Source organism: Nitrospirota bacterium (assembly GCA_040752355.1).
In the GTDB taxonomy this organism is placed as follows: domain Bacteria; phylum Nitrospirota; class Thermodesulfovibrionia; order Thermodesulfovibrionales; family Dissulfurispiraceae; genus JBFMCP01.
This window is the reverse complement of sequence record JBFMHE010000002.1, coordinates 114885-138884: the sequence shown is the minus strand read 5'-3', so window position 1 is coordinate 138884 and position 24000 is coordinate 114885. Positions and strand designations below refer to the sequence as shown.

The following is a 24000-nucleotide window of genomic DNA, read 5'->3' as shown; positions in this document are numbered from 1 at the left end:
ACGTCAGACGACTTTCAAAGGAGATATTCATGTCCAGATTCTTCATAAACCGTCCCATCTTCGCCTGGGTGATCGCCATCATGGTCATGCTGGCCGGTCTGCTGGCGATCAAGACCCTGCCGGTCTCCCAGTATCCGCCGATTGCGCCGCCCCAGATCTCTATCAATGCCGTCTATCCGGGTGCGTCGGCCCAGACCGTGCAGGATACCGTCACTCAGATCGTAGAGCAGAAGATGAACGGGATCGACAACCTGATCTATATGTCCTCCACCAGCGACTCTGCCGGGGCGGTGGCGATCAACCTGACCTTCAAGGCCGGCACCGACCCGAACATAGCCCAGGTGCAGGTACAGAACAAGCTCCAGCTTGCGCTGCCGCTCCTGCCCCAGGTCGTGCAGCGGCAGGGAGTCCAGGTCGTCAAGTCGACCAGGAACTTCCTGCTGATCGTCGGGCTCGTCTCGGAAGACGGTTCCATGAGCCGCTACCAGCTGACCGACTACATGGTGGCCAACGTCCAGGACATCATCAGCAGGGTCGAGGGGGTCGGCGAGCTGACGGTCTTCGGCTCCCAGAACGCCATGCGTATCTGGCTGAACCCCGATAAGCTGCGCAATTACAAACTGACGCCCCACGACGTTATCGCTGCGCTCCAGGCCCAGAATGCCCAGGTCTCCGCCGGCCAGTTCGGCGGCACCCCGGCGCCCCAGGGACAGCAGCTGAACGCCACCATTAACGCCCGGACCCTGCTCCAGACGCCGGAGCAGTTCGATGCCATAATCCTGCGTACGAACAGCGACGGTTCGACGGTACGGCTGCGGGACGTGGCGGAGAGCAGGATCGGCACCGAGAACTACGATGTGCAGGCCCGCTACAAAGGGAAACCGGTGGCCGGCATGGCGCTCAGGCTCGCGGCCGGCGCCAATGCGCTGGATACCGCCGAGCGGATCAAGGCAAAGATGGATGAGCTCTCCCGGTTCTTCCCCGCCGGCGTGAAGGTGGTCTACCCCTACGACACGACGCCGTTCGTCAAGATATCCCTCGAAGAGGTGACGCATACCCTGATCGAGGCGGTCTTCCTGGTCTTCATCATCATGTTCCTCTTCCTGCAGAACATCCGGGCCACCCTGATCCCCACTATCGCCGTGCCGGTAGTGCTCCTCGGCACCATGGGGGTGCTGGCAGCAGGAGGCTTTTCGATCAACACCCTGACCATGTTCGCCCTCGTGATCGTGATCGGCCTGCTCGTGGACGACGCTATCGTCGTTGTCGAGAACGTGGAGCGGATCATGTCCGAGGAGGGGTTATCGCCGCGGGAGGCGACCATCAAGTCGATGGGGCAGATCACCAGCGCCCTCTGGGGCATCGCCACGGTGCTGGCGGCGGTCTTCCTGCCGATGGCCTTTTTCGGCGGATCGACCGGCGTGATCTACCGCCAGTTCTCCGTTACCATCATCTCCGCAATGATCCTGTCGGTGCTGGTCGCGATGATCCTGACTCCGGCCCTCTGCGCCACCCTGCTCAAGCCGGTGGAGAAAGGGCACGTAGCGGGAGAGAGCGGCTGGTTCAGGGGATTCTTCCTGCGGTTCAACCGGTGGTTCGACCGCAGGAGAGCGCAGTATGAGGGCATTGTGAGCCGGTCGTTCGGCAAGCCGGTGCGCTACCTGGCGGTGTACGGCGCTATTGTCGCAGCCATGGCGTTCTTTTTCCTGCGGCTCCCCACCGCCTTCCTGCCGGATGAGGACCAGGGGTTCATCATCGCCCAGGTGCAGCTGCCTGCCGGCGCCACCCAGGAGCGGACCCTGAAGGTGATCGAGCAGATAGAACGCCATTTCCTGGAGCGGGAAACCGAAGCGGTCGATTCACTCATCACCGTGGCCGGGTTCAGCTTTGCCGGTCGCGGCCAGAACATGGGGCTGGCGTTCATCAAGCTCAAGGACTGGAAGCTGCGCAAGAGCCCTGACCTGAAAGCGCCGGCTGTTGCAGGCCGGGCCATGGCCGCCTTCTCGAGAATCAAGGACGGCCTGGCGTTCGCTTTCTCACCGCCGGCAGTCGTGGAGCTGGGGCAGGCCAACGGCTTCGACTTCCAGCTCCAGGACCGCGGCGGCCTGGGGCACGAGAAGCTGATGGAGGCCCGCAACCAGCTGCTCGGGATGGCGATGAAGAATCCCAAGCTGATCGCGGTGCGACCCAACGGACAGGACGACTCCCCCCAGTTCAAGCTCGCTATCGACGATGTGCGGGCAGGGGCGCTGGGGGTCTCGCTCTCCTCTGTCAACGAGGTACTTGCCACTGCCTGGGGCAGCTCCTATGTCAACGACTTCATCGAAAACGGAAGGGTCAAGAAGGTCTATGTCCAGTCCGACGCGAAGTACCGGATGCTGCCGGAGGATATCGGCAGGTGGTATGTCCGCAACAGCCGCGGCGAGATGGTCCCCTTCTCCGCTTTTTCGACGGCGCGCTGGGAATACGGCTCGCCGCGCCTGGAGCGGTACAACGGCATGCCGTCGATGGAGATCATGGGCCAGGCGGCGCCGGGGGTAAGCACCGGCGAGGCGATGGCCGAGATGGAGAAGATGGCTGCCCAGCTGCCGCCCGGCATCGGTTACGAATGGACCGGCCTCTCGTATGAGGAGAAGAACGCCGGCGCCCAGGCTCCGGCCCTCTACGCCATTTCGCTCCTGGTAGTGTTTCTCGCTGTAGCGGCGTTGTACGAGAGCTGGACCATTCCCTTCGTGAACCTGCTGATGCTGCCGCTGGGCCTGGTGGGAGCGGTCACGGCGGTTACCCTGCGGGTGCTGCCCAACGATATCTATCTCCAGATCGGCCTGCTCACCACCGTGGGTCTTTCGACCAAGAACGCCATCCTGATCATCCAGTTCATCAAGGAGCAGCTGCACCAGGGGCATGAGCTGGTCGAGGCGACCCTGGCAGCGGTGAGGATCAGGCTTCGTCCGGTCATCATGACCTCGCTGGCCTTCTTCTTCGGCACCCTGCCGCTGGCTCTTACCAAGGGAGCCGGGGCCGCAGCCCAGAACGCCATCGGGACCGCCGTCACCGGCGGACTGCTCTCGGCCACCTTCATTGACCTGATCTTCATTCCCTTCTTCTTCGTGATGGTGTCGCGGCTGTTCGGCCGGAAAAAACATAAAGCGCACGCAGCAGCGCCCGCTGTTGCCGCTGCTGCGGAGGGACAGTAATATGAAACAAAGATTTATAGCAGACATCAAAAGAACGCTGTCATTGCGAGGAGCGGAGCGACGTGGCAATCCCGCCGTAGGATTGCCTCGCCGCGTCATCCCTCTCTGTGTTTCACTAATAATTCTGGTCTTGACCGGCTGCGCGAGCATGGCGCCGGAATACACACGCCCTGACGCGCCCGTCCCGTCCGAATGGCCGGACGGCCCGGCGTACAAGGACAGCGCAGCCGAGCCGGGAGATAAGACCGCTGCCGATATCGCATGGCAGGAGTTCTTTATCGATGAGCGCCTGCAAAAGCTGATCGCCCTCGCGCTCCGGAACAACCGCGACCTGCGCATCGCCGCTCTCGCCATCGAACGATCGCGGGCCCTGTACCGCATCGAGCGCGCCGATCTCTTCCCCTCGGTGGTCGCGGCCGGCAGCGGGATCGAACAGCGGGTGCCGGGGAGCCTCTCGGTTACGGGACAGTCCCGGACCGTGCATCACTACAGTGTCGATCTCGGGTTCAGCGCCTACGAGCTCGACCTCTTCGGCCGCGTGCGGAGCCTCAACAACCGTGCGCTCGAGGAGTTTTTCGCCACCGAGGAGGCGCGCCGCAGTGTGCAGATCAGCCTGGTGGCCGAGGTTGCGGGCAACTACCTGACCCTCGCCGCCGATAAGGAGCGCCTCACCATCGCCCGGGACACGTACGAGAGCCAGCTCGCCTCGTACAACCTCATCAAGCGCCGCTTCGAAGCAGGCGCCTCCTCCGAGCTCGATCTCCGGCAGGCCCAGACGAGTGTCGATGCGGCACGGGTGGATATCGCCCGCTTCACCGGCCAGGTGGCCCAGGACGAGAACGCCCTGGCGCTCGTGATCGGCTCGCCGGTGCCGGCCGATCTCGTGCCGTCCGGGCTCGGTCCGATCACCGGAGTGAAAGAGCTCAGCGCGGGTCTGCCGTCCGACGTGCTGCAACGCCGTCCCGACATCGTGCAAGCAGAGCACCTCCTCAAAGCCGCCAACGCCAATATCGGCGCGGCGCGCGCGGCGTTCTTCCCGCGAATCACCCTCACCTCGATCGTCGGCACTGCCAGCGATCAGCTGTCCGGGCTCTTCGGGGCCGGTTCCGCCGCATGGAGCTTTGTCCCGCAGATCACCCTGCCGATCTTCACTGCAGGGAGAAACCGGGCCACGCTGAAAGCGACGGAAGTCGACCGCGCGATATTCCTTGCGCAGTATGAAAAGGCGATCCAGAGCGCTTTCAGGGAAGTAGCCGACGCCCTCGCGCAGCGGGGGACCCTCGGCGACCAGCTGGAGGCGCAGCAGTCTTTGACCGACGCCACCGCCGAGAGCTACCGCCTCTCGCAAGCGCGCTACAGCAAGGGCATAGCAAGCTACCTGAATGTCCTGGACGCGCAGCGCTCTCTCTACAGCGCGCAGCAGGGGCTGATCGGCGTTCGCCTCTCCCGGCTGCTCAATCTGGTGACGCTCTACAAAGTCCTCGGCGGGGGAGGCGTGTAACAGCATGGCGGAATATGCAGCCCTGAGCCGCCCGCGCTCTCTTTTATCTTGGCGCCGCTGTTGCCGTTGACAATTCTCTACGCCCAAATTATGATACTCGTATGGAAAACAAGGAATTCAGAAGCTTCTGCGAGAGAAACAGTATCGAGCTGCTGGTCCTTTTCGGTTCGCATGCATCGGGCAAACTGCATCCCGGAAGCGATGTGGATGTGGCGGTTAAGCTCAAAGAGGGAGCAGCGGTCTCAAAGCTCGAACTGCTCTATCAGCTCGATGATGTTTTCGAAGGGAAGGACATCGATCTCGTCGTCCTTACCTCCGACACCGACCCGCTGCTCCTCTACGAGGTGTTTTTCAACGGCAGGGCCCTCTATGAGGAGAAGCCGGGCGCCTTTGACGCCGGGAGGTTACGAGCGTGGAAACTGTATATCGACACGGAACGATTGCGCGCGATGCAGAAAGAATATCTGAAGAAGTTTACCGAGAGGATCTCCGGTGTCGCCTGAAGTTGTAGACAAGAAACTTGTTGCAATGACCACCTACCTGAACGACCTGCTGCCGTATAAAAACATTTCCTTCGATGCATTCATGAAGAGACATTACGAGATAGAGCGGTTGCTCGAGCTCCTCGTAATGACCGCAAGCGATATCATCTTTCATCTGATTTCGGCGAAGGGTGAGCCTGTGCCCGTATCGTATAAGGCAGCCTTTTTACGAGCAGGAGAGATAGGCATACTCAGTAAAAAGCTGAGCAGGAGCCTCGCCCTCGGTGCGGGGCTGAGGAATATACTTGTCCATGAGTATGAGAAGATAGACTACAGCCTTGTGCATGAAAGCATCCCGACGGCTATCAGGGATTTTACCGCCCTCATCAAAGAGCTCTCATGAGGAGCTGACGCTGCAACAGGATCGTACGCCGGTACCGGCATTGCTCTTTCTCCCGCAGCAGAAGCACTCTCTCCTACCCGCCGCCCCATAACCGCGTCTTCTCCCACTCCAGGGCGCGCTCGTACTCCCTGAAGAGCCGCTCCCGCTTCTTGAACTCCCGCGAATGGACCGACCTCCTCCCTTCGGTCTCCTCTATTCCCAGGGCGGCATGAAGCATCTCGTGGTAGATGACGAACTCGAGGAAGTAGCGGGGCACCGACCTCCTGTCGAGCACGGGGCTTATGCGGATGGTATTCGTGAGACTGCTGTAGCTGCCGAGCGTCCTCTTCCGCGCCCACCGCCGCGGCACGTGGCTGCCCCAGGTGATGATCGCCCTTACGCTGTTTCCGAAATACTCCTCGTTGACCGCATCGTAGAGGGTGCGGAGATTGTAGTGCTTTCCCTGCACGACAGCCCTGATCGTCCGGCGGGGCACCTGGTCCAGTACCGCCCTGTTGTCTCTTATGAACTGCCGGAGGAGCGGCATTGTACCCCTGCGGCTGCGTACGAACCGGGCGATCTCGTCGATCACCTCTCTCCCTGCGGTGAGAAACATCCGGTGCATCCGCACCTGCACCACGGCGTCTCTCGTCCTTACCGAGAGGACGCTGGTGGAGTTATCGGTGAGCACGAGGGAGACGGGATCGCCCGAAACCTGCGCGAAGAGGCGTTCCAGGGATTCGCGATCGTGCTCGGGGAAGAGCGCCAGCTGCCCCGCCGGCCGGGCGGTCTGGCCGGCCTGGCCCGGCCCCTGTTTTATATGACATCCCGGTCGATACCTGCGCGGCATAGTTAACTATACCATGGAATCCGCCGATTATATGAGTATGACTTCATGAATACAGAGGAGGAAGCGGTGCCCGAACTACGGTTGAACATGCTGACGAGGAAGTGGGTCATCATTGCGCGGGAGAAGTCGAAGAAGGCTGAGGATTTCATAAGGGCAAGCACGAAGAAGCGCCATCCCGCGTTCCTCGAGACCTGCGCCTTCTGCCCCGGCAACGAGGAGAAGTCGCCGGGTGAACGCTACCGCATTCATGGCGAGAAGGGCTGGAGCGTACGGGTGATCCTGAACAAGTTCTCGGTGCTCAGCACCGACGGCGACCGGCACCGCTCCGTCTCGGGACTGAAACAGAGCATAACCGGCTTCGGCACCCACGAGATCGTGGTCGAGAGCCCGCTCCATCACCACACCACCGCGCTCATGCCGGTGGAGCAGATCGAAAACGTGCTCCGGGCGTACAAGGACCGGCTGATCGAATGCTACAAGGACCCCCGGGTAGAGCACGTGGTCGTCTTCAAGAACAGCGGCCACGACTCGGGGACCACGATCGAGCACTCCCTCTCGCAGATCGTCGGTATGCCGGTCACTCCCTTCGAGGTGCGGAGCAGGAACGATATCGCCCTCCGCTTTTTCGACAATACCGGAGAGTGCCTCCAGTGCAGGATGCTCGCCGAAGAGCTCGCCGAAGATGCGCGCATCGTCCACGCCTCGGAGCACTTTGCGGTGCTGGTGCCCTACGCCGCCCTCTCCCCGTTCCACCTCTGGATATTTCCGCGGCGCCACTCGGGCACCTTCGCGGACATCAGGCCCGAAGAGGCAAAGGACCTCGCCGCCGCTCTCAAAACCACGCTCGCGAAGATCTACTGGGGGCTCGAAAACCCGGACTTCAACTATGTCCTGCGCACAGCGCAGCCGAGCGCCGTCGACTCGCCGTACCTGCACTGGTACCTGAGCATCGTGCCGCGGGTCTCGACCCTGACCGGCTTCGAGCTCGGCTCGGGAATGTTCATCAATCCCCTCGTGCCCGAGGAGAGCGCAACCTTTCTGAAGCGTGTTAAAATAACGGAGTATGGCGCATGAAAGAGTATTGATTGTAGAGGACGAAAAGAAGATAGCCGACATAGTCACGTCCTATCTCGAGCGCGAGGGGTTCGATGCGGTGGTGGCGCCGACAGGGCACGAAGCGCTCACCCGCCTGAAAGAGGGCTTCGACCTCGTCATCCTCGACCTGATGCTCCCCGATATCGACGGCGAGAGCATCTGCAGCTCTCTCAGGACCATGTCCGATATCCCCCTCATCATGCTCACGGCGAAGAGCGGGGAGGAAGACCGGATCAAAGGCCTCGGCCTCGGCGCCGACGACTACGTGGTGAAGCCCTTCAGCCCCCGCGAGCTCGTGGCCCGCGTCAAAGCCCACCTCAGGAGATCGAAGAGAGAGGAAAAGAAGGCGCTCTCGTTCAACAAGGGGGCGCTGAGGATCGATACCGGCTCGATGGAAGTACTCAAGGCCGGCAGACCCGTCCCGCTCACGGCCACGGAGTTCAGGATACTGCTCCTCCTCGCCGAGCGTCCCCAGGCGGTCTTCAGCAGGCTCCAGATCGTCAATGCCGTGCAGGGATACGACTTCGAGGGGTTCGAACGCGTCGTCGACGCCCATATCAAGAACATCCGCCACAAGATCGAGGACAGCACCCAGCGGCCGGTGTTCCTGAAGACCGTCTACGGCGCCGGCTACAAATTCATAGGAGTCCCCGACTGATGAAGACGAAGATCTTTCTCGCCTTCATCGCGGTCATCGCCGCTGCCCTCGTCTCGAATTTCTTTTTCGGCCGTCTGATCATACGCGACTTCGACAATTACGTGAGCGGCGTCAGGGAGGACCAGATGTACTGGATACTCGCCTCGGTCGAGGGCGGGTATGAACAGGGGGTATGGAACCGGCAGGCGCTCTCCGAAGCCATCCATTGGGGAATGATGATGGGGCTCGACATAAGGATTCTCGATGCCCGGGGCGGGGAGGTCCTCTCGTCGCACGAGGCCATGTCTTCCCTTTCTGCCTCGATGCTGCGCCACATGGAAGGGCTCTTTCACCTGCACGAGACAGCAGGGCCTTTCGAGAAGTATCCTCTTTACCACAAGGAGCGGCAGATCGGCACCCTCCTCTCCCGTCCGTTCCTCAGAGAAAAGATCAAGGAGAAGGAGTTCATCTTCAAGCAGCGGGCGGAAGACTTTACGCATATTTCCCTGCTCATCGCCGGCAGCGGCGCGCTGCTCCTCGCCTTGTTCCTCAGCCGCTACCTGACGCGACCGCTCATGGACCTGAAGGCAGCGGCGGAGAAGATCGCGAAGAGGGATTTCAGCGTCCGCATTCCCCGGGGCTCGCGGGACCGAAGCGCCGGCGATGAAGTGAGCAGGCTTTCGGAAACGTTCAACATGATGGCGGAGTCGCTCCAGAAAGAAGAGCTGCTGCGGAAACGCCTCATGTCCAATGTCGCCCACGAGCTGAGGACCCCGCTCACGATCATGAAGACCCATGTGGAGGCGCTTGCCGACGGCATTATCCAGGACAGGGAGAAGGGGCTCGAAACGGTCCACGGCGAGATCGACCGCCTGATCAAGCTGGTGAAGGGCATCGAGGACGTGACCGAGGCCGAGGCGAGCTTTTTTACGAAGCACGAACAGGTAGAGGTGAACCTGCACGAGCTCCTCGCCGGGATTGCGGAAGATATGCAGCAGCTCTTCAGGGAGAAGGGGCTGGGGATCACGGTGGTGCGCGACTACGACCTCACCGTGGTCACCGATGTGGAGAAGCTCGAGAAGATCGTCTTCAACATCCTCTCCAACTCCCTCAAGTATACTGACAAGGGCGGCGTCTGGATCGACTACGGCGTCGCGGGAGACGCCTTCTTCATCGAGGTGCGGGATACCGGACGGGGGATACCGGAGGACGAGCTGCCCCGCATCTGCGACCGCTTCCACCGGGTGGCCGAGAGCGGGGCGTCCGGCGCCGACGGCCTCGGGCTCGGACTGGCGATCGTGAAGGAGCTCGTCGAGGTGATGGGGGGCAGGATCGAGGTCGAGAGCAAGCCCGGCGAAGGGACGCGTTTCAGGGTATATCTTCCGATCAACAGCTAAATAAATTTTTAACTTAAATCGGTCATAAGAGCATAGGGGGACAAGGGTTGATAGGTTCGTCTCATTCTCGCAAGGCATCCACGCCTTGCTCCGAGGCGGGGCAGCTCGGAATCGAGTCGTACCGACCCGCTCCGCCATCCCTGGCTTCGCCTGGGCTGCCCATGCCGCTCACCTATCAACCCTTGTCCCCCTATGCTCTGTCTTACCTGATATAATTAGATTTGTACTATAGCCTTTAATACTAAACTGAGGGGAGGACGGTGCCGGTTTTGAGGGGAATTCCTGGCTCTGGTGCAGCCCATAAAGGCGAAGCCTTTGGGGCGAACCACCATTGCGGGTGCATTTACGAGGATCGAGTTCAACACCCTCTGCTCTGGAGCAAACGAAGAATAATTCCGCTCAAAACCGGCACCGTCCTCTCCTCGAATAAAAATTCATACTCCATAAAGGAACCTATCGATGAAGGTCGCGCTTGTTCAGTTTAACGGGATATGGGAATCCGTCGAGCCGAATCTCGAACGGGCGGAAGGCTTCGTGAAGAGGGCTGCGGAGGAGCGGTGCGATCTCGTCGTGTTTCCCGAGATGTTCGCCACCGGCTTCTCAATGAATGTGCCCGTTGTCGCGGAGGAGGGGTTCGGCAGGACCGCGGCAGCGCTCTCGAAGATGGCGAAGACCTACACCGTAAATATCATCGCCGGGCTCGCCATGAGGGCCCCGGGAGCCGGGCAGGCGCGGAACATGGCGCTCGTCTGCAACAGGGAGGGGCTGCCGGTCGCCACTTATACGAAGATCCACCCTTTCTCCTTCGCCGGGGAAGACCGGCACTTCATCGCGGGCATCGACACCGTCACCTTCGACCTCGATGCCATGCCGGCGAGCGTCTTCATCTGCTACGACCTCAGGTTCCCCGAGGTGTTCAGAAGCGTGGCGCGTGATGTCCAGGCCATTGTCGTGATCGCCAACTGGCCCGAATCGCGCAAGGCCCACTGGGAAGCGCTGCTCCGGGCCCGCGCCATCGAGAACCAGTGTTTCATCATCGGCGTCAACCGCACCGGCAGCGACGGCAACGGCATCATCTATCCCGGCGCATCGCATATATTCGATCCGCTCGGCAACGATATCTGCTGCGGCAGCGGGACGGAGGAATTCATAACAGCCGAGCTCGATCCCCGCGAGGCCGATCGGGTGCGTGCCGAATTTCCTTTCCTGAAGGACATGAAGCCCCTCTCGCTCGACCTGGTGGAGGGCAGCAGCGGCGAAGAGCGCTGAAAAGGTACTTTCTTGTTGATTTTTAATGTGTTATGTTTTACAGTAAAAGAGTTATGCCTTAAATTCTCATTTTCATAGTTCCTCTCCCTATTGTACGGTTTGTTTGGCGCATCCGCTCTCCGGGAGGCGAAAGGAGTCTCTGGTGGCAAAGACAAGAGAAGCGATACCTTCCCCCCAGCCCCGGCTGCCGAAGAGCCCCACCGGCATCGGGGGCTTCGACGAGATCACCGGGGGAGGCGTGCCCACCGGCAGGCCGACCCTCGTCTGCGGCGGCGCCGGGAGCGGCAAGACCCTCTTCGCCATGGAGTTCCTCGTCAAGGGGGTTACCGACTACAACGAGCCCGGGGTCTTCGTCGCCTTCGAAGAGACCCCTGCCGAGCTCGCCCAGAACGTCGCCTCCCTCGGTTTCAGGCTGAACGAGCTCGTCGCAAAGGGGAAGCTGGTCCTCGACCATGTCCGTATAGAGCGGAGCGAGATCGAGGTGACCGGCGAATACGACCTCGAAGGGCTCTTCGTCCGGCTCGGCTACCATATCGATACCATCGGCGCGAAACGCGTCGTGCTCGACACCCTCGAAGCGCTCTTCGCGAGCCTCCCCAACGAGGCCATACTCCGCGCAGAATTGAGACGCCTCTTCAGGTGGCTCAAGGAGAGGGGCGTGACCGCGGTCATCACTGCCGAACGGGGGCCCAAAGGGGAGCTGACCCGCCACGGCCTCGAGGAGTATGTCTCGGACTGCGTGGTCGTGCTCGACCATCGGGTCACCGAGCAGGTCTCGACGCGCCGCCTCCGTATCGTCAAGTACCGGGGCACGCTCCACGGCACCAACGAGTATCCCTTCCTGATCGAGCAGGACGGCATCTCGATACTCCCCATCACCTCCGTCGAGCTCAGGCACACGGTGAGCAGCGAGCGCGTATCGAGCGGCGTAGAGCGCCTGGATGCCATGCTCGGGGGCGGCTACTACAAGGGGAGCACGGCCCTCGTCTCGGGCACTGCCGGGACCGGCAAGACGAGTATCGCCGCCTCCTTCGCCGCTGCGGTCTGCGGCAGCGGCAAGCGGTGCCTCTACCTCGCTTTCGAGGAGTCGGAGGACCAGGTCGTCAGGAACATGCGCAGCATCGGGATCGACCTCGGGGCGTGCGTCAGGAAGGGCCTTCTCGGGTTCCATGCCTCGCGGCCTTCGGCCTACGGCCTCGAGATGCACCTGGTGAAGATCCACAGCCTGATCAACGACTGCAGACCCGATGCGGTGGTCATGGACCCCATCTCCAACATGATCAGCATCGGCAGTCCTGCGGAAGTCAACTCGCTGCTCAACCGTCTGATCGATTTCCTCAAGGGCAGAGGGATCACTGCGCTCTTCACCAGCCTCGCCCACCCCGATACCACCGAGATGACCGAGATCGCGATCTCGTCCCTGATCGACACCTGGATACTGCTCAGAACGGTCGAGACCGGCGGAGAGCGGAACCGCACCCTGCACATTCTCAAATCCCGCGGCATGGCGCACTCGAACCAGGTGCGGGAGTTCACCATCACTGACAGGGGAATACAACTAACCGACGTCTACATCGGCGAGGGACAGGTCTTTACCGGCGCTTCCCGCGCGGCGCAGGAGGCGCGGGACAGGGCAGAGGAGCTCGCCCGCAGGCAGGAGAGGGAGCGGCGGCAGCGGGAGTTCGAGCGGAAGAGGAAGCTGGCCCAGGCCCAGATCGAGGCCCTCATGCTCCAGATGCAGCAGGACGAAGAGGAGCTCGCCATGGCCTTTGCGCAGGACCGGATGCGCGACGAGGCCCGCGCGCTCGACCGGAAGCGTTCATCGGAGCTGCCCAGGGCGGATGCTCCTGCCGGGGCCTCTAAAAAACGGACGGCGGGAAAGGGAGAGTAGATACGCATGACTGCGGCGGGAAAGAAGACGGCGCGAAAGGCCGCTCCGAAAGCGAAAGCGGCAAGAGCGAAAAGGATAGAGAGGACCGATGAGGGTTTTTTCGATCTTCGCCTCTATGTAGCGGGACAGACGCCGAAGTCCCTCGCAGCGCTGGCGAACCTGAAGAGGATCTGCGAGGAGCATCTGAAGGGCAAGTACCGCCTCGAGGTCGTCGACCTGCTCAAGAACCCGCAGCTCGCCCAAGGCGACCAGATACTGGCGATCCCTACGCTCGTGAGAAAGCTGCCGGAGCCCATCAAAAAGATCATCGGCGACCTCTCGAATACCGAGAGGGTCATCGTCGGGCTCGATATACGCCCGCGGTAAAAGAAACGTAATGGTAAAGCGTACGGTAAAGACGAAAGAGCGGACAGCGCTCGAGGAGTTCGAGAGGGCCCTCGCGAGGAAGGACATCAAGTTCGTGCTGCGGCTCTATGTAACCGGCGCGACGAAAAGGTCGGCGAAGGCGATAGAGAACATAAGGAGGATCTGCGAGACCTACTTGAAAGACCGTTACGAGCTGGAGGTCGTCGATATCTACCAGCAGCCCGAGGCTGCCGGAGAGGAGCAGGTGATCGCGGCCCCCACGCTCGTGAAGAAGCTGCCGCTGCCGATCCGGAAGCTGATCGGCGATATGTCGGACGAGGACCGCATCCTGATCGGGCTCGGCCTCAAGCAGCAGAAAGAGACCGTGAAGACGAAGCGCACCCCGGCAAAGGGCGAGAGAGAAGATGCCAGCAAAAAGAGAGCGTGAGCTGTTAGAAGAGATAGAGTCGCTTCGCGCCAGGGCGGCGGAAGCCGAAGAGACCATCAGCGCCATCAGGAGCGGCGAGTTGGACGCCCTCGTCGTCTCGACCCCTGAGGGCGGCGATCGGATATTCACGCTCAAAGGCGCCGAAGCCCCCTACCGCACGATCGTCGAGAGCATCAACGAGGGCGCTGCAACGCTCGCCGACAGCGGCATCGTCCTCTATGCCAACGCCCGCCTTTCGGGGATGCTCGGGATACCCCTGCCGAGGATCATCGGCTCATCTCTGTTCGACAGCGTCCGGGAGCAGGAGCACGATCTGCTCAAGGGGCTCATCGAGCAGGGCCTGAAAGAACATGCCCGGGGCGAGCTCTCCCTGGTCACCGGAGACGGCGGTCTTCTGCCGGTCAGCCTCTCCCTGCACCGCCTCGCCATCAACGGCGAATACGGCCTGAGTGCCGTAGTCACCGACATCAGCGAGCGGAAGCAGGCCGAGGAGGCGTTGCGGAAGGCGTACGGGGAGGTCGAGGCCAAAGTCGCGGAGCGCAAACAGGCGGAAGAGGCGCTCAGGCAGAGCAAGCAGCGTCTCGATGATGTCGTGCGCGCGACCGGGGCGGGCTATTACGAACACACCCCCGATATGTCGTCCGGCCGCATCGATGCGCGGTTCGCCGAGGTATTCGGCTATACGCCCGGGGAAGTCCCCCCCTTCCCGGAGCTGGGCCGGTGGCTCCGCAGCCGTATCTGCGAAGAGGACCTCGGCCGCGTGATGAGGGCGTACAAGGATTTCATCGAGGGCCGCACGGCCACCTACGAAAGGGAATACCGCATCCTCACCAGGCACGACCAGTGGCGCTGGGTGCGGGCCGTCAGCACGAGTGTCGAGCGTGACGGCGAAGGACGGGTCACCTTTCTTGCGGGCCTGCTCTTCGATATAACCGAACGGAAGCGGATGGAAGAGACGATCAGGTACCAGGCCTACCACGACGCGCTGACCGGCCTGCCGAACAGGATGCTCTTCAACGACCATCTCACCCTCGAGCTCACGCAGGCGCGGCGGCATGCGACGAGGCTCGCGGTGCTCTTCCTCGACCTCGACCGCTTCAAGATGATCAACGATACCCTCGGCCACCAGGTCGGCGACGAGCTGCTCGGCGAGGTCGCGCTCCGGCTGAAGGTCTGCGTCAGGCAGTCCGACACGGTGGCGCGCCTCGGCGGCGACGAGTTCGCCGTGCTCCTGCCGAATATCGCCCATGCGGAAGACGCTGCCGTGATCGCCGAAAAGATCATTGCCGCGGTCCAGAAGCCCTTCGCCCTCGACAGCCAGGAGCTTTATATGACGACCAGCATCGGCATCAGCATGTATCCCGGAGACGGGGACCACCCGGAAACCCTCCTCAAGAACGCCGATATCGCCATGTACCACGCCAAGGGACAGGGGAGGAACAACTACCAGTTCTACAACGCTGCCATGAACATCAGGACTCTCGAGCGGATGATCCTCGAGAGCAATCTCCGCCGCACCCTCGACCGCGGCGAGCTGCTGGTCTACTACCAGCCCCAGGTCGACCTCGCCACCCGCATGGTCGTCAGCGCCGAGGCGCTCGTGAGATGGCAGCACCCCGAATTGGGGCTGCTCAACCCGATGCAGTTCATCCCCATGGCCGAAGAGACCGGGCTCATCCTCCCGATCGACGAATGGGTCCTGAGGACCGCCTGCAACCAGAACAGGGCGTGGCAGGAAGCGGGCCTGCCCCCCATGCGCATCACGGTCAATGTCTCGGCGCGGCAGTTCGTGCAGCCGCACTTCTCGGATATGGTCTCGGAGATACTGTACGAGACCCGGCTGCGGCCCCGGTTCCTCGAGCTCGAGATCACCGAGAATATCGCCATGCGCGACATCGAGCACACCATCCCGCAGCTGCAGCGATTGACCGACCTCGGGATCGGCTTCTCGATCGACGATTTCGGCTCGGGCTACACCTCGCTGGGGCACCTCAAGAACCTGCCGGTGAAGCGGCTCAAGATCGACCGGTCCTTTATCAGGGGGCTCATCGTCGGCAACGAAGACCGGGCCATCGTCAATGCCGTGGTCATCATGGCGCACAGCCTGAAGATGAAGGTGGTCGCCGAAGGGGTCGAGACCGAAGAGCAGGTCGCCTTCCTCCGCATGGCCGGCTGCGACGAGGTGCAGGGCTTCTTCATGAGCGAACCGCTCCCCTCCGCGAGCTTCGAGCGGTACCTCACCGCAGCCGCCGCACGATAGCGCCACCGCCAGCCCGGCACGGAGCGCTTCCTCCTCTTATTTCGAGAGGCCGATCTTCTTCCTGAGCGTCAGGCGGTTGATGCCGAGGATCCGGGCGGCCTCGGACTGGTTCTCTTTCGTAGAGGAGAGGACATAATCGAAGATAGCCTTGTCGAGCTCGTCGTGCAGCGCATCGTAAATGTTTTTATCCCCCCGCTCGATCGCCTGCTTGAGCGAGGGGACGACCGCAGCCGCCAGGGTCCGGGGGAGCTGTTCCTCTTCGAACAGGACGGCATGGCTGCCCAGCTCCCTGAGCTCACGCGTCGTGAGATAGGGGGTCTTGCTGAGGGCGATGGCGGAGCGGACGACATTCTGCAGCTCCCTGATGTTGCCGGGCCAGTCATAGGCGGTCAGCCGCTTGGCGAAGGCCCTGGTGAACCCCTTGACGGACCGCTGGGCAGTATCGCGATGGCGGTAGATGAAGAAGTGGACGAGGGAGGGGATATCTTTCTTCCGCTCTCTCAGCGACGGGGCGTGGATCGTCGCGACGCGGAGGCGGTGATAGAGGTCCTCCCTGAACTTTCCCTCGCGGATCATCCGGGGCAGGTCCCTGTTGGTCGCCGAGATCACGCGCACATCGACCTGCAGCTCCCTGGTGCTCCCGATAGGAAAGAAGGTCTGCGTCTGGAGGAACCTGAGGAGCTTGCCCTGGAGCGCGAGCGGCAGCTCGCCCACCTCGTCGAAAAAGACGCACCCGCCGTCCGCGATCTTGAGCATGCCCTCCTTGGAGGCGACCGCGCCGGTGAAGGCCCCTTTCTCATAGCCGAAGAGCTCGGATTCGAGCAGCGCCTCGGGAACAGCGGCGCAATTGATCATGACGAAGGGCTTGCCGAAGCGCGAAGAGAGCTGCGCGATCGACTCGGCTATCAGCTCCTTGCCGGTCCCGGTCTCCCCGGTGACGAGCACCGGGACCTCGACCTGGGCGAGCTGGGCGATCTTTTTGCAGACCTCCATGACCGCGGGCGTGCTCCCGACGATGGCGCAGGTGGCGGTGAGCGGGAGATTCTCCTTCGAAATGGGAATTATATCGGACAGCTCGGCGCTCAGGTCGGCGAGCTCCGCAATGATCGCGCCGACCGACTCGCGCCGCAGCGGCCGGTGGACCACCTCGTAGGCGCCGAAAGCGGTCGCCTCCATCGCGGGCTCGGTCCGCTTCTGGCTGGTGACGGCGACGACGAAGGCCTTGTCGCTCAGCTCCCTGATCTGCCCCGGGGGGACGGTGTCGATATCGAAGAAGACCGTCTGTCCCGAGCACGTTTCGTCGGGCAGCGTCCTGCCGCAGGGCAGCAGCCGATAGCCCTTCGGAAGCGCTGCAGCGGCCTCCTTCCGGAGCTCGCGGTCTCTGGTGACGATACGTACCGTATTCATGGCCCTTCCTGTCTAAATAATATACACTTTGTTTAGTGTTTAATCAACTGAGAACCGCTCGCATACCATACCCCGCCCCCTCTCCGGTGCTCTTCAGTGTGCTATGGATATAAGACCCCTATCAGTAGTCAACGGGGGAGGCATGGCAGGTGAGCGGCATGGGCAGCCCAGGCGAAGCCAGGATGGCGGAGCGGGTCGGTACGACTCGATTCCGAGCTGCCCCGCCTCGGAGGTCGCATCGACCGAGAATGAGTCGAACCTGTCGTGCCTTCCCCGTTGACGATGACCCAGCTCCTAAACGAGCAGGGGGGAATGGGCGGGTTGCGGACCGCTCCTTCATATTTTCTTCACCATTGCCTGTTATCATGGAGCATGGACGGGCAGGAAAGCCCCCCCTCCCGCGGCGGTTTGACATCGCCCCGGCAGTGTGAGATGCTTTGCTTTGAGAGCATTCCATTTCCATAGTACGAGGAGGAGATCATGGTGAAAAGAATCGCTGTCATGGTGGTGGCGCTGCTCGTGGCGGCAGGCGTCGCGTATGCGAAGGATTACGAAGTGAAAAAGAAGGCGGGGGAGTATGCCGTAACGGTGGCCATCGACAGGAACCCGCCCGTGACGGGCGAGAACAACGTAACCGTCACGGTAAAGGACGCCGCAGGGAACGCGGTCACCGACGCAAAAGTGAAGGTGGAATACTCGATGCCCGCCATGCCCGGGATGCCGCCCATGAATTACAAGACCGACGCCGCGTTGAGCGGCAGCGTCTACAAGGCGAAAATGAACCTCTCGATGGCAGGCCCGTGGAACATAATCGTCAAGGTCGCGCGCGGCGGGAAGACGTCATCGATGAAGTTCAGCGTGGACGCCCGGTAAGCGGCCGGTACGTGAAGCGGAAGGAGGAGCGGCGTATGACCCGGCAGAAGACACCACGGTTAGTGCGACGGAGGCAGCCGCTGTACGTTCACGTTATCAGTGTTGCACTGTGCTCCGTCGTCGCGCTCCTGTTCACGGCCGGCGCGGAGGGAGCCGAAGAGCTCGCCCTGAAGCCGCTGATCGAAGAGGCGCTGAAGAACAGTCCCGAAATCCAGGCCGCGGAAGCGCGCACGTCGGCGGCGCAGTACCGGATACCCCAGGCGAAGAGTCTTCCCGACCCCATGCTGATGTTCGGGTACCAGAACGAGGGTTGGGAGCGCTACACCTACGGCGAGATGGCGGACGCGCAGTGGATGTACTCCGTCTCCCAGATGTTCCCCTTCCCCGGAAAGCGGGGGCTCAAGGGCGACATGGCGGCCAGGGATGCGGAGAGCCGGTCGGCAGCGGCCAATGCCGTACGGCTGAAGACCGTCGCCCGGGTGAAGGAGCTCTACTATGACCTTGCGCTGGCATACAAGAATCTCGATCTCCTCAAGGAGCGAGAGGGGCTCTTCTCGAAGATAGAGGACGCGGCGCTCGCCCGTTACTCGGCGGGGATGGCGCCCCAGCAGGAAGTGCTCATGGCGCAGACCGAGAAGTACATGCTCCTCGAAAAAGAGGAGATGCAGAAGCAGAAGATACAATCCCTCGAGGCGATGCTGAATACGACGGTAGGGAGGCCCGCGACCTCCCCGCTCGGCAGGCCGGCGGAGCCGTCGTTCACTTCCTTCGTCCGCAGCCTGAACGAGATGATCGCGGTCGCCCAGGCGAACTCCCCGGAAGTAAGGGCGAGGGAAAAGATGATCGCTGCAGCCGAGGCAAAAGTGAAGATGGCGAAGAAGGAGTATTATCCCGACTTCACGGTGGCGGCGAGCGTCTTTCAGCGCGGCGGCGAGTTCGACGATATGTGGAGCCTGACGACGACCGTCAACATTCCCCTCTATTATAAAACGAAACAGAGGCAGGGGGTCCATGAGGCGGAGGCCGAGAGGGCGGAGGCGCGGAACGAGCTCGAAGCGACGAAGCTGATGCTGGCGTCGGGCATACGCGATACCTATGCGATGCTGACGGCGTCGGAGCGCTTAATGGATGTCTACAAGAGCGGCCTCATCCCCAAGACCTACCAGGACTTCGAGTCCGCCCTCTCCGGCTACGGCACCGGAAGGACCGAGGCGATCACCGTCATCAACCGGCTCAAGGCGATCGTCGATTTCGAGAACTCCTACTGGGCGCAGCTCGTCGAGCATGAGAAGGCGATCGCCCGCCTCGAGGCCCTGGCAGGGATCATGGACTCCGGAAAGGGAGAGGCACGCCATGAATAAAAGAGCTGTCCTTATCCTCGCCGCCTGCGCGGCGCTCATCGCAGGGCTCCTTTTCCTGGGCTATTCGAAGCTCGGTGGCGATCTGCTGGGCAAGTCCTCGCAGCAGAAGACGGTGCAGCAGGCAACGCCCGGCGGCCACGCAGGCCACGGGGGCGCGCCTCCTCCGCCGCAAGCGTCAGGAGAGCCGGAGCAGCCGGTGCCCGAGGCCGCAGAGGAGGAGCCGCAGATCGTCGAGATTCCCGAGGATAAGCAGCAGATGATCGGCGTCAGGACCGTCGCCGCTTCGGTCAAGCCGCTCCGGAAGGTGGTCCGGACCGTGGGGCGCATCGAATACGATGAGCGGAAGATAGCTACGGTCAATACCAAGATCGAGGGCTGGCTCGAACGGCTCTACGTGAATACCACCGGCCAGTACGTTGCCAAAGGCGCTCCCCTCGCCGCGGTGTACAGCCCGGAGCTCGTCGCCACCCAGCAGGAGTACCTCAATGCCCTCAGGTGGGCGAAACAGGGCGGCGCAGCGCAGGAGGGTGCGCGGGGGCCGGACAGTATCGGAGGCGCACTGGATAAAATGTTCTCCCGCGACGCCGGAGCCATGCGCGAGGCGGCGCGGCAGCGGCTGAGGCTGTGGGATATCAAGGATCCGGAAATAAAGAGGATCGAGGAGTCGGGGCAGCCGATCCGCACCCTCACCATCCACAGCCCCGTCAGCGGCTACGTGGTGCAGAAGGCGGCGCTCCAGGGCATGCGGGTGATGCCCGGAGAACGGCTCTTCGATATCGCCGACCTCTCGACCGTGTGGGTCATTGCTGATATCTATGAATACGATCTGCCGCTGATTCAGCCAGGCCAGACCGCGAGCATCGGCCTGAGCTATCTCCCGGACAAGGTCTTCACCTCGAAGATCGATTTCATCTATCCCGTGCTGGCGGGCGAGACGAGGACCGCCAAGGCGCGCTTCGTCATCCCCAACCCGGGCGGCAGGCTGAGGCCGCAGATGTTCACCAATGTCGAGATCGGCATCGACCTCGGCCGCAAGCTCGTCATCCCCGAGGACGCGGTCATCAATACCGGAACGAAGCAGATCGTCTATGTGGATAAAGGCGAAGGCTCGTTCGAACCCCGCGAGATAGCGACCGGCATCACTGCCGAAGGGATGGTCGAGGTGGTGCGGGGGCTCGCCGCGGGCGAAAAGGTCGCCGGCTCAGCCGCCTTCCTCATCGACTCCGAAGCGCGCCTCAAGGGCGTCGTGCAGTAGGGCATGGTGCAGCCATGATCGCGCGCATTATAGAATTCAGCGCCCGGAACAAGTTCATCGTCGGCCTCCTCGTCCTCGCCCTCGCCGCCTGGGGCTACTGGGCGATGCTGCGGACGCCGCTCGACGCGATCCCCGACCTGAGCGACACCCAGGTCATCATCTTCACCGAATGGGAGGGCAGGAGCCCCGACCTCATCGAGGACCAGATCACCTATCCCATCACCTCCACGCTCCTCGCCGCGCCCAAAGTGCAGGTGGTGCGGGGCTTCTCGTACCTGGGCAGCTCCTTCATCTATGTCATCTTCGAGGAGGGGACGAACCTCTACTGGGCGCGGAGCCGGGTGCTCGAATACCTGCAGGCGGTGAAGAACAAGCTCCCCGCGGACGTGAACCCGGTGCTCGGCCCCGATGCCACGAGCGTGGGCTGGGGCTTCTCCTACGCCGTGGTCGACGAGACCGGCCGCCATACCCTCGCCGACCTCCGGACGGTGCAGGACTGGAACATCAAGCTCGCCCTCGAAAGCGTGCCGGGCGTCTCGCAGGTGGCGAGCATCGGCGGCTTCGTGAAGCAGTACCAGATCGTGCTCGACCCGAACCGCCTGGCCGCCTTCAATCTCTCGCTCGACACGGTCATGAACGCCGTGCGGCAGAGCAACAAGGATGTCGAGGGCCGGGTGCTCGAGCTCTCGGGCGTCGAGTACATGGTGCGCGGCCGGGGCTACATCAGGAGCGTCAAAGACCTCGAGACCATCCCGGTCGCGTCGAGCGGGACAGGCACCGCCGTCTTTCTGCGGGACGTGGCGCGCATCCAGCTCGGTCCCGAGATCAGGCGCGGCCTGGCCGAGCTCGACGGCAAGGGCGAGGTGGCGGGCGGCATCGTGGTGGTGCGCTTCGGAGAAAACGTGCTGAACGTCATCGAGCGGGTAAAGGAGAAGATCGAGCGCGACATCGCGCCGAGCCTTCCCGAGGGCATGAAGATCGTCACGACCTACGACCGCTCGGACCTCATCCACCGCTCCATCGACACGCTCAAAGAAGAAATCCTGCGGCTCTCGATCGCGGTGAGCGTCGTCTGCGCCGTCTTCCTCTTCCACCTGCCGAGCGCCCTGGTGGTGATCCTCACCCTGCCCTTCGCCCTCATCATCTCCTTTATCCTGATGTACTATCTCGGCGTCACCTCCAACATCATGAGCCTGAGCGGCATCGCCATCGCCATCGGCGCGATGGTCGACGCCTCGATCATCATGGTCGAGAACGCCCACAAAAAGCTCGAAGACTGGGAGCACGCCGGCAGACCGGGCCGGAGAGTCGATGTGGTCATCGAGGCGGCCAAGGAGGTGGGGCCCTCGCTCTTCTTCTCGCTCCTCGTCATCACCGTCGCCTTTCTGCCGGTCTTCACGCTCCAGGCACAGGCGGGCAGGCTCTTCAAGCCCCTGGCCTACACCAAGACCTTCGCCATGCTCTTCTCCTCGTTCCTGGCGGTCACGCTGACGCCGGTGCTGATGACCCTCTTCATCCACGAGAAGACGCCGCTCCTGGGCAGGCTGCCGGTGCTCAAGTATCTCTTCACCGTCTTCCCCGAAGACCGTCATCCCGTGAGCATCGTCCTCAGGAAGATGTACGAGCCGGTGGCGCGCTTCGCCCTCCGCTTCAAATGGGGGGTGATCGCAGGGGCGCTCGTCATCATGGGCCTCACCATCATCCCTTACAAGAAGCTCGGCTCGGAGTTCATGCCGCCGCTCCACGAGGGCACGCTCTTCTTCATGCCGGTCTCGGCCCCTGCCGCCTCGATCACCGAGGTCTCGAAGCTGCTCCAGCTCCAGGACCGGGCGCTCAAGTCGGTCCCCGAGGTGGCCCAGGTCTTCGGCAAGGCGGGCCGGGCCGAGACCGCGACCGACCCCGCGCCGCTCGAAATGTTCGAGACCGTCGTGAACCTCAAGCCCGAGTCCGAGTGGCGGCCGGGCATGACCTACGACTCGATCAAGGCGGAGCTCGAGGACGCGGTCGATATCCCCGGCATCGCCGGAGGCTTCACCATGCCCATCAAGGCGCGCATCGACATGCTCGCCACCGGCATACGCTCGCCCGTGGGCATAAAGGTCCTCGGCCCGAAAATAGAAGAGGTCGAACGCATCGCCCTCGAAGTCGAACGGGCGGTAAAGGATATCAAGGGCACCACCAGCGCTATCGCCGACCGGCTCACGACCGGCTACTTCCTCGACATCGCGGTGAAGCGCGAAGAGGCGGCCCGCTACGGCCTGACCGTCGAGAGGGTCCAGGAGGTCATCCAGTCCGCGGTGGGCGGGATGAACCTCACCACCACTATCGAAGGCAGGGAGCGGTACCCGGTGAATGTCCGCTACTCCCGCGACTTCAGGAGCGACATCGAGAGCCTCAAGCGCGTGCTCGTGCCGGTCTCGATGGGAGACGGGGGGGCTTCATCGCAGGCAGCGCAGGGGATGTCCGGCAGCCAGGGATCGATCACCGCCCGTCCGCTCGCTGCGCCCGCCGCGCCCTATTCGCTCTCCTCGGCGCCGGCGGCCCTCCAGGTGCCGCTCGGGACACTGGCGGACATACGGATCGTGCGGGGGCCGACGAGCATCAAGAGCGAGGAAGGGCTCATCGCCGCGTATGTCTCGGTCTTCTTCTCGGGCAGGGACGTGGGCGGGTATGTCAGGGAGGCGAAAGAGCGGGTCGCGTCGCTCAAGATCCCCGAGGGCTACCGCCTCGAATGGAGCGGCGAGTACGAGTACATGGTGAAGACCGAGGAGCGGCTGAAAATCGTCATCCCCCTCACGCTGCTCGTCATCTTCGTGCTCATCTTCTTGAACACCAAGTCGGTGACCAAGACCTTCATCGTGCTCCTGGCGGTGCCCTTCTCGCTCGTCGGCTCGTTCTGGCTCCTCTACCTGCTCGGCTACAACATGAGCATCGCCGTCTGGGTCGGCATCATCGCCCTGGCCGGGCTCGACGCCGAGACAGGGGTGGTGATGCTCCTCTACCTCGACCTCGCCTACGAGCAGTGGAGGAAAGAGGGGCGGCTGAGGGGCCTCGCCGATCTGAAAGAGGCGATCATGCACGGCGCCGTGAAGCGGATACGGCCCAAGATCATGACGGTGAGCGTCATCCTCGCGGGCCTTATCCCGATCATGTTCAGCCACGGCACCGGCGCCGACGTGATGAAGCGCATCGCCGCGCCGATGGTGGGAGGCGTCGTCACCTCGACGATCCTCGAGCTCATCATCTACCCGGCGATCTTCCTCATCTGGAAGCAGCGGGAGCTCAAAAAACAGGCGGGCGAATCAACGAGCGAGGAGCCGGCGCAGTAGCCCGACGGCGGGAGCAGGGGC

General features: G+C 62.4%; 18 protein-coding genes. 16 read left to right on the top strand and 2 right to left on the bottom strand.

The window, feature by feature from the left end:
- Positions 1-29 precede the first annotated feature (29 nt).
- The 4 genes from AB1805_02600 to AB1805_02585 all read left to right on the top strand — a co-directional run bounded on the left by AB1805_02600 (position 30) and on the right by AB1805_02585 (position 5583).
- Positions 30-3197: an efflux RND transporter permease subunit gene (locus tag AB1805_02600; GenBank protein MEW5744322.1), complete on the top strand. Its 3168-nt coding sequence runs from the start codon at positions 30-32 to the stop codon at positions 3195-3197.
- An 82-nt stretch (positions 3198-3279) separates the two neighbouring features.
- Positions 3280-4698: an AdeC/AdeK/OprM family multidrug efflux complex outer membrane factor gene (gene adeC / locus AB1805_02595; GenBank protein ID MEW5744321.1), complete on the top strand. Its 1419-nt coding sequence runs from the start codon at positions 3280-3282 to the stop codon at positions 4696-4698.
- A gap of 101 nt (positions 4699-4799) precedes the next feature.
- Positions 4800-5201, top strand: a complete 402-nt coding sequence (locus AB1805_02590; protein MEW5744320.1) for a nucleotidyltransferase domain-containing protein — start codon at positions 4800-4802, stop codon at positions 5199-5201.
- On the top strand, positions 5191-5583 hold the full coding sequence (locus AB1805_02585; protein ID MEW5744319.1) for a DUF86 domain-containing protein: 393 nt from the start codon (positions 5191-5193) through the stop codon (positions 5581-5583). The genes AB1805_02590 and AB1805_02585 overlap by 11 nt, the downstream gene beginning before the upstream one ends.
- A gap of 73 nt (positions 5584-5656) precedes the next feature.
- On the opposite strand, the gene AB1805_02580 is transcribed toward AB1805_02585, so the two are convergent.
- The gene (locus AB1805_02580) at positions 5657-6412 is read right to left on the bottom strand and encodes a SprT-like domain-containing protein (protein ID MEW5744318.1); all 756 of its coding nucleotides are present in this window, start codon (positions 6410-6412) and stop codon (positions 5657-5659) included.
- A gap of 45 nt (positions 6413-6457) precedes the next feature.
- Between AB1805_02580 and AB1805_02575 the strand changes: the two genes are divergently transcribed.
- From AB1805_02575 to AB1805_02540, 8 genes are all read left to right on the top strand, one after another.
- The gene (locus AB1805_02575; protein MEW5744317.1) at positions 6458-7486 is read left to right on the top strand and encodes a DUF4931 domain-containing protein; all 1029 of its coding nucleotides are present in this window, start codon (positions 6458-6460) and stop codon (positions 7484-7486) included.
- On the top strand, positions 7476-8165 hold the full coding sequence (locus AB1805_02570; protein MEW5744316.1) for a response regulator transcription factor: 690 nt from the start codon (positions 7476-7478) through the stop codon (positions 8163-8165). Before AB1805_02575 ends, AB1805_02570 begins: the two co-directional genes overlap by 11 nt.
- Positions 8165-9541 carry a HAMP domain-containing sensor histidine kinase gene (locus AB1805_02565; GenBank protein MEW5744315.1) on the top strand — a complete coding sequence of 459 codons (1377 nt, stop codon included), beginning with the start codon at positions 8165-8167 and terminating at the stop codon, positions 9539-9541. Before AB1805_02570 ends, AB1805_02565 begins: the two co-directional genes overlap by 1 nt.
- 459 nt (positions 9542-10000) lie before the next feature.
- Complete coding sequence (locus tag AB1805_02560; protein ID MEW5744314.1) at positions 10001-10810, top strand: carbon-nitrogen family hydrolase; 810 nt, start codon at positions 10001-10003, stop codon at positions 10808-10810.
- Between the two features lie 142 nt (positions 10811-10952).
- A complete protein-coding gene (gene kaiC / locus AB1805_02555) occupies positions 10953-12701 on the top strand; it encodes a circadian clock protein KaiC (protein ID MEW5744313.1) in 1749 nt (582 codons plus the stop codon).
- A 6-nt stretch (positions 12702-12707) separates the two neighbouring features.
- Entirely contained in the window at positions 12708-13067 is a 360-nt protein-coding gene (locus AB1805_02550; protein MEW5744312.1) for a circadian clock KaiB family protein, read from the top strand.
- Positions 13068-13077: 10 nt separating this feature from the next.
- Entirely contained in the window at positions 13078-13494 is a 417-nt protein-coding gene (locus AB1805_02545) for a circadian clock KaiB family protein (GenBank protein ID MEW5744311.1), read from the top strand.
- Complete coding sequence (locus AB1805_02540; protein MEW5744310.1) at positions 13472-15754, top strand: EAL domain-containing protein; 2283 nt, start codon at positions 13472-13474, stop codon at positions 15752-15754. Before AB1805_02545 ends, AB1805_02540 begins: the two co-directional genes overlap by 23 nt.
- A 36-nt stretch (positions 15755-15790) precedes the next feature.
- Here the strand turns inward: AB1805_02540 and AB1805_02535 are convergent, their stop codons facing one another.
- Positions 15791-17161, bottom strand: a complete 1371-nt coding sequence (locus AB1805_02535) for a sigma-54 dependent transcriptional regulator (protein MEW5744309.1) — start codon at positions 17159-17161, stop codon at positions 15791-15793.
- 480 nt (positions 17162-17641) lie between these two features.
- On the opposite strand from AB1805_02535, the gene AB1805_02530 reads away from it, so the two are divergent.
- The 4 genes from AB1805_02530 to AB1805_02515 are packed head-to-tail and all read left to right on the top strand — an operon-like array spanning position 17642 to position 23979.
- The gene (locus AB1805_02530) at positions 17642-18034 is read left to right on the top strand and encodes a FixH family protein (GenBank protein ID MEW5744308.1); all 393 of its coding nucleotides are present in this window, start codon (positions 17642-17644) and stop codon (positions 18032-18034) included.
- 35 nt (positions 18035-18069) lie between these two features.
- Complete coding sequence (locus AB1805_02525) at positions 18070-19395, top strand: TolC family protein (GenBank protein ID MEW5744307.1); 1326 nt, start codon at positions 18070-18072, stop codon at positions 19393-19395.
- Positions 19388-20650: an efflux RND transporter periplasmic adaptor subunit gene (locus AB1805_02520; protein ID MEW5744306.1), complete on the top strand. Its 1263-nt coding sequence runs from the start codon at positions 19388-19390 to the stop codon at positions 20648-20650. The genes AB1805_02525 and AB1805_02520 overlap by 8 nt, the downstream gene beginning before the upstream one ends.
- A gap of 14 nt (positions 20651-20664) precedes the next feature.
- On the top strand, positions 20665-23979 hold the full coding sequence (locus tag AB1805_02515; protein ID MEW5744305.1) for a CusA/CzcA family heavy metal efflux RND transporter: 3315 nt from the start codon (positions 20665-20667) through the stop codon (positions 23977-23979).
- The last annotated feature ends 21 nt before the right edge of the window (positions 23980-24000 follow it).

Bases quoted from the DNA above. Each gene is read 5' to 3' on its own strand.
- AB1805_02600 (MEW5744322.1), top strand. From the start codon at position 30: ATGTCCAGATTCTTCATAAACCGTCCCATCTTCGCCTGGGTGATCGCC.
- AB1805_02590 (MEW5744320.1), top strand. From the start codon at position 4,800: ATGGAAAACAAGGAATTCAGAAGCTTCTGCGAGAGAAACAGTATCGAG.
- AB1805_02580 (MEW5744318.1), bottom strand. From the start codon at position 6,412: ATGCCGCGCAGGTATCGACCGGGATGTCATATAAAACAGGGGCCGGGC.
- AB1805_02575 (MEW5744317.1), top strand. From the start codon at position 6,458: ATGAATACAGAGGAGGAAGCGGTGCCCGAACTACGGTTGAACATGCTG.
- AB1805_02570 (MEW5744316.1), top strand. From the start codon at position 7,476: ATGGCGCATGAAAGAGTATTGATTGTAGAGGACGAAAAGAAGATAGCC.
- AB1805_02565 (MEW5744315.1), top strand. From the start codon at position 8,165: ATGAAGACGAAGATCTTTCTCGCCTTCATCGCGGTCATCGCCGCTGCC.
- AB1805_02560 (MEW5744314.1), top strand. From the start codon at position 10,001: ATGAAGGTCGCGCTTGTTCAGTTTAACGGGATATGGGAATCCGTCGAG.
- AB1805_02550 (MEW5744312.1), top strand. From the start codon at position 12,708: ATGACTGCGGCGGGAAAGAAGACGGCGCGAAAGGCCGCTCCGAAAGCG.
- AB1805_02545 (MEW5744311.1), top strand. From the start codon at position 13,078: ATGGTAAAGCGTACGGTAAAGACGAAAGAGCGGACAGCGCTCGAGGAG.
- AB1805_02540 (MEW5744310.1), top strand. From the start codon at position 13,472: ATGCCAGCAAAAAGAGAGCGTGAGCTGTTAGAAGAGATAGAGTCGCTT.
- AB1805_02535 (MEW5744309.1), bottom strand. From the start codon at position 17,161: ATGAATACGGTACGTATCGTCACCAGAGACCGCGAGCTCCGGAAGGAG.
- AB1805_02530 (MEW5744308.1), top strand. From the start codon at position 17,642: ATGGTGAAAAGAATCGCTGTCATGGTGGTGGCGCTGCTCGTGGCGGCA.
- AB1805_02525 (MEW5744307.1), top strand. From the start codon at position 18,070: ATGACCCGGCAGAAGACACCACGGTTAGTGCGACGGAGGCAGCCGCTG.
- AB1805_02520 (MEW5744306.1), top strand. From the start codon at position 19,388: ATGAATAAAAGAGCTGTCCTTATCCTCGCCGCCTGCGCGGCGCTCATC.
- AB1805_02515 (MEW5744305.1), top strand. From the start codon at position 20,665: ATGATCGCGCGCATTATAGAATTCAGCGCCCGGAACAAGTTCATCGTC.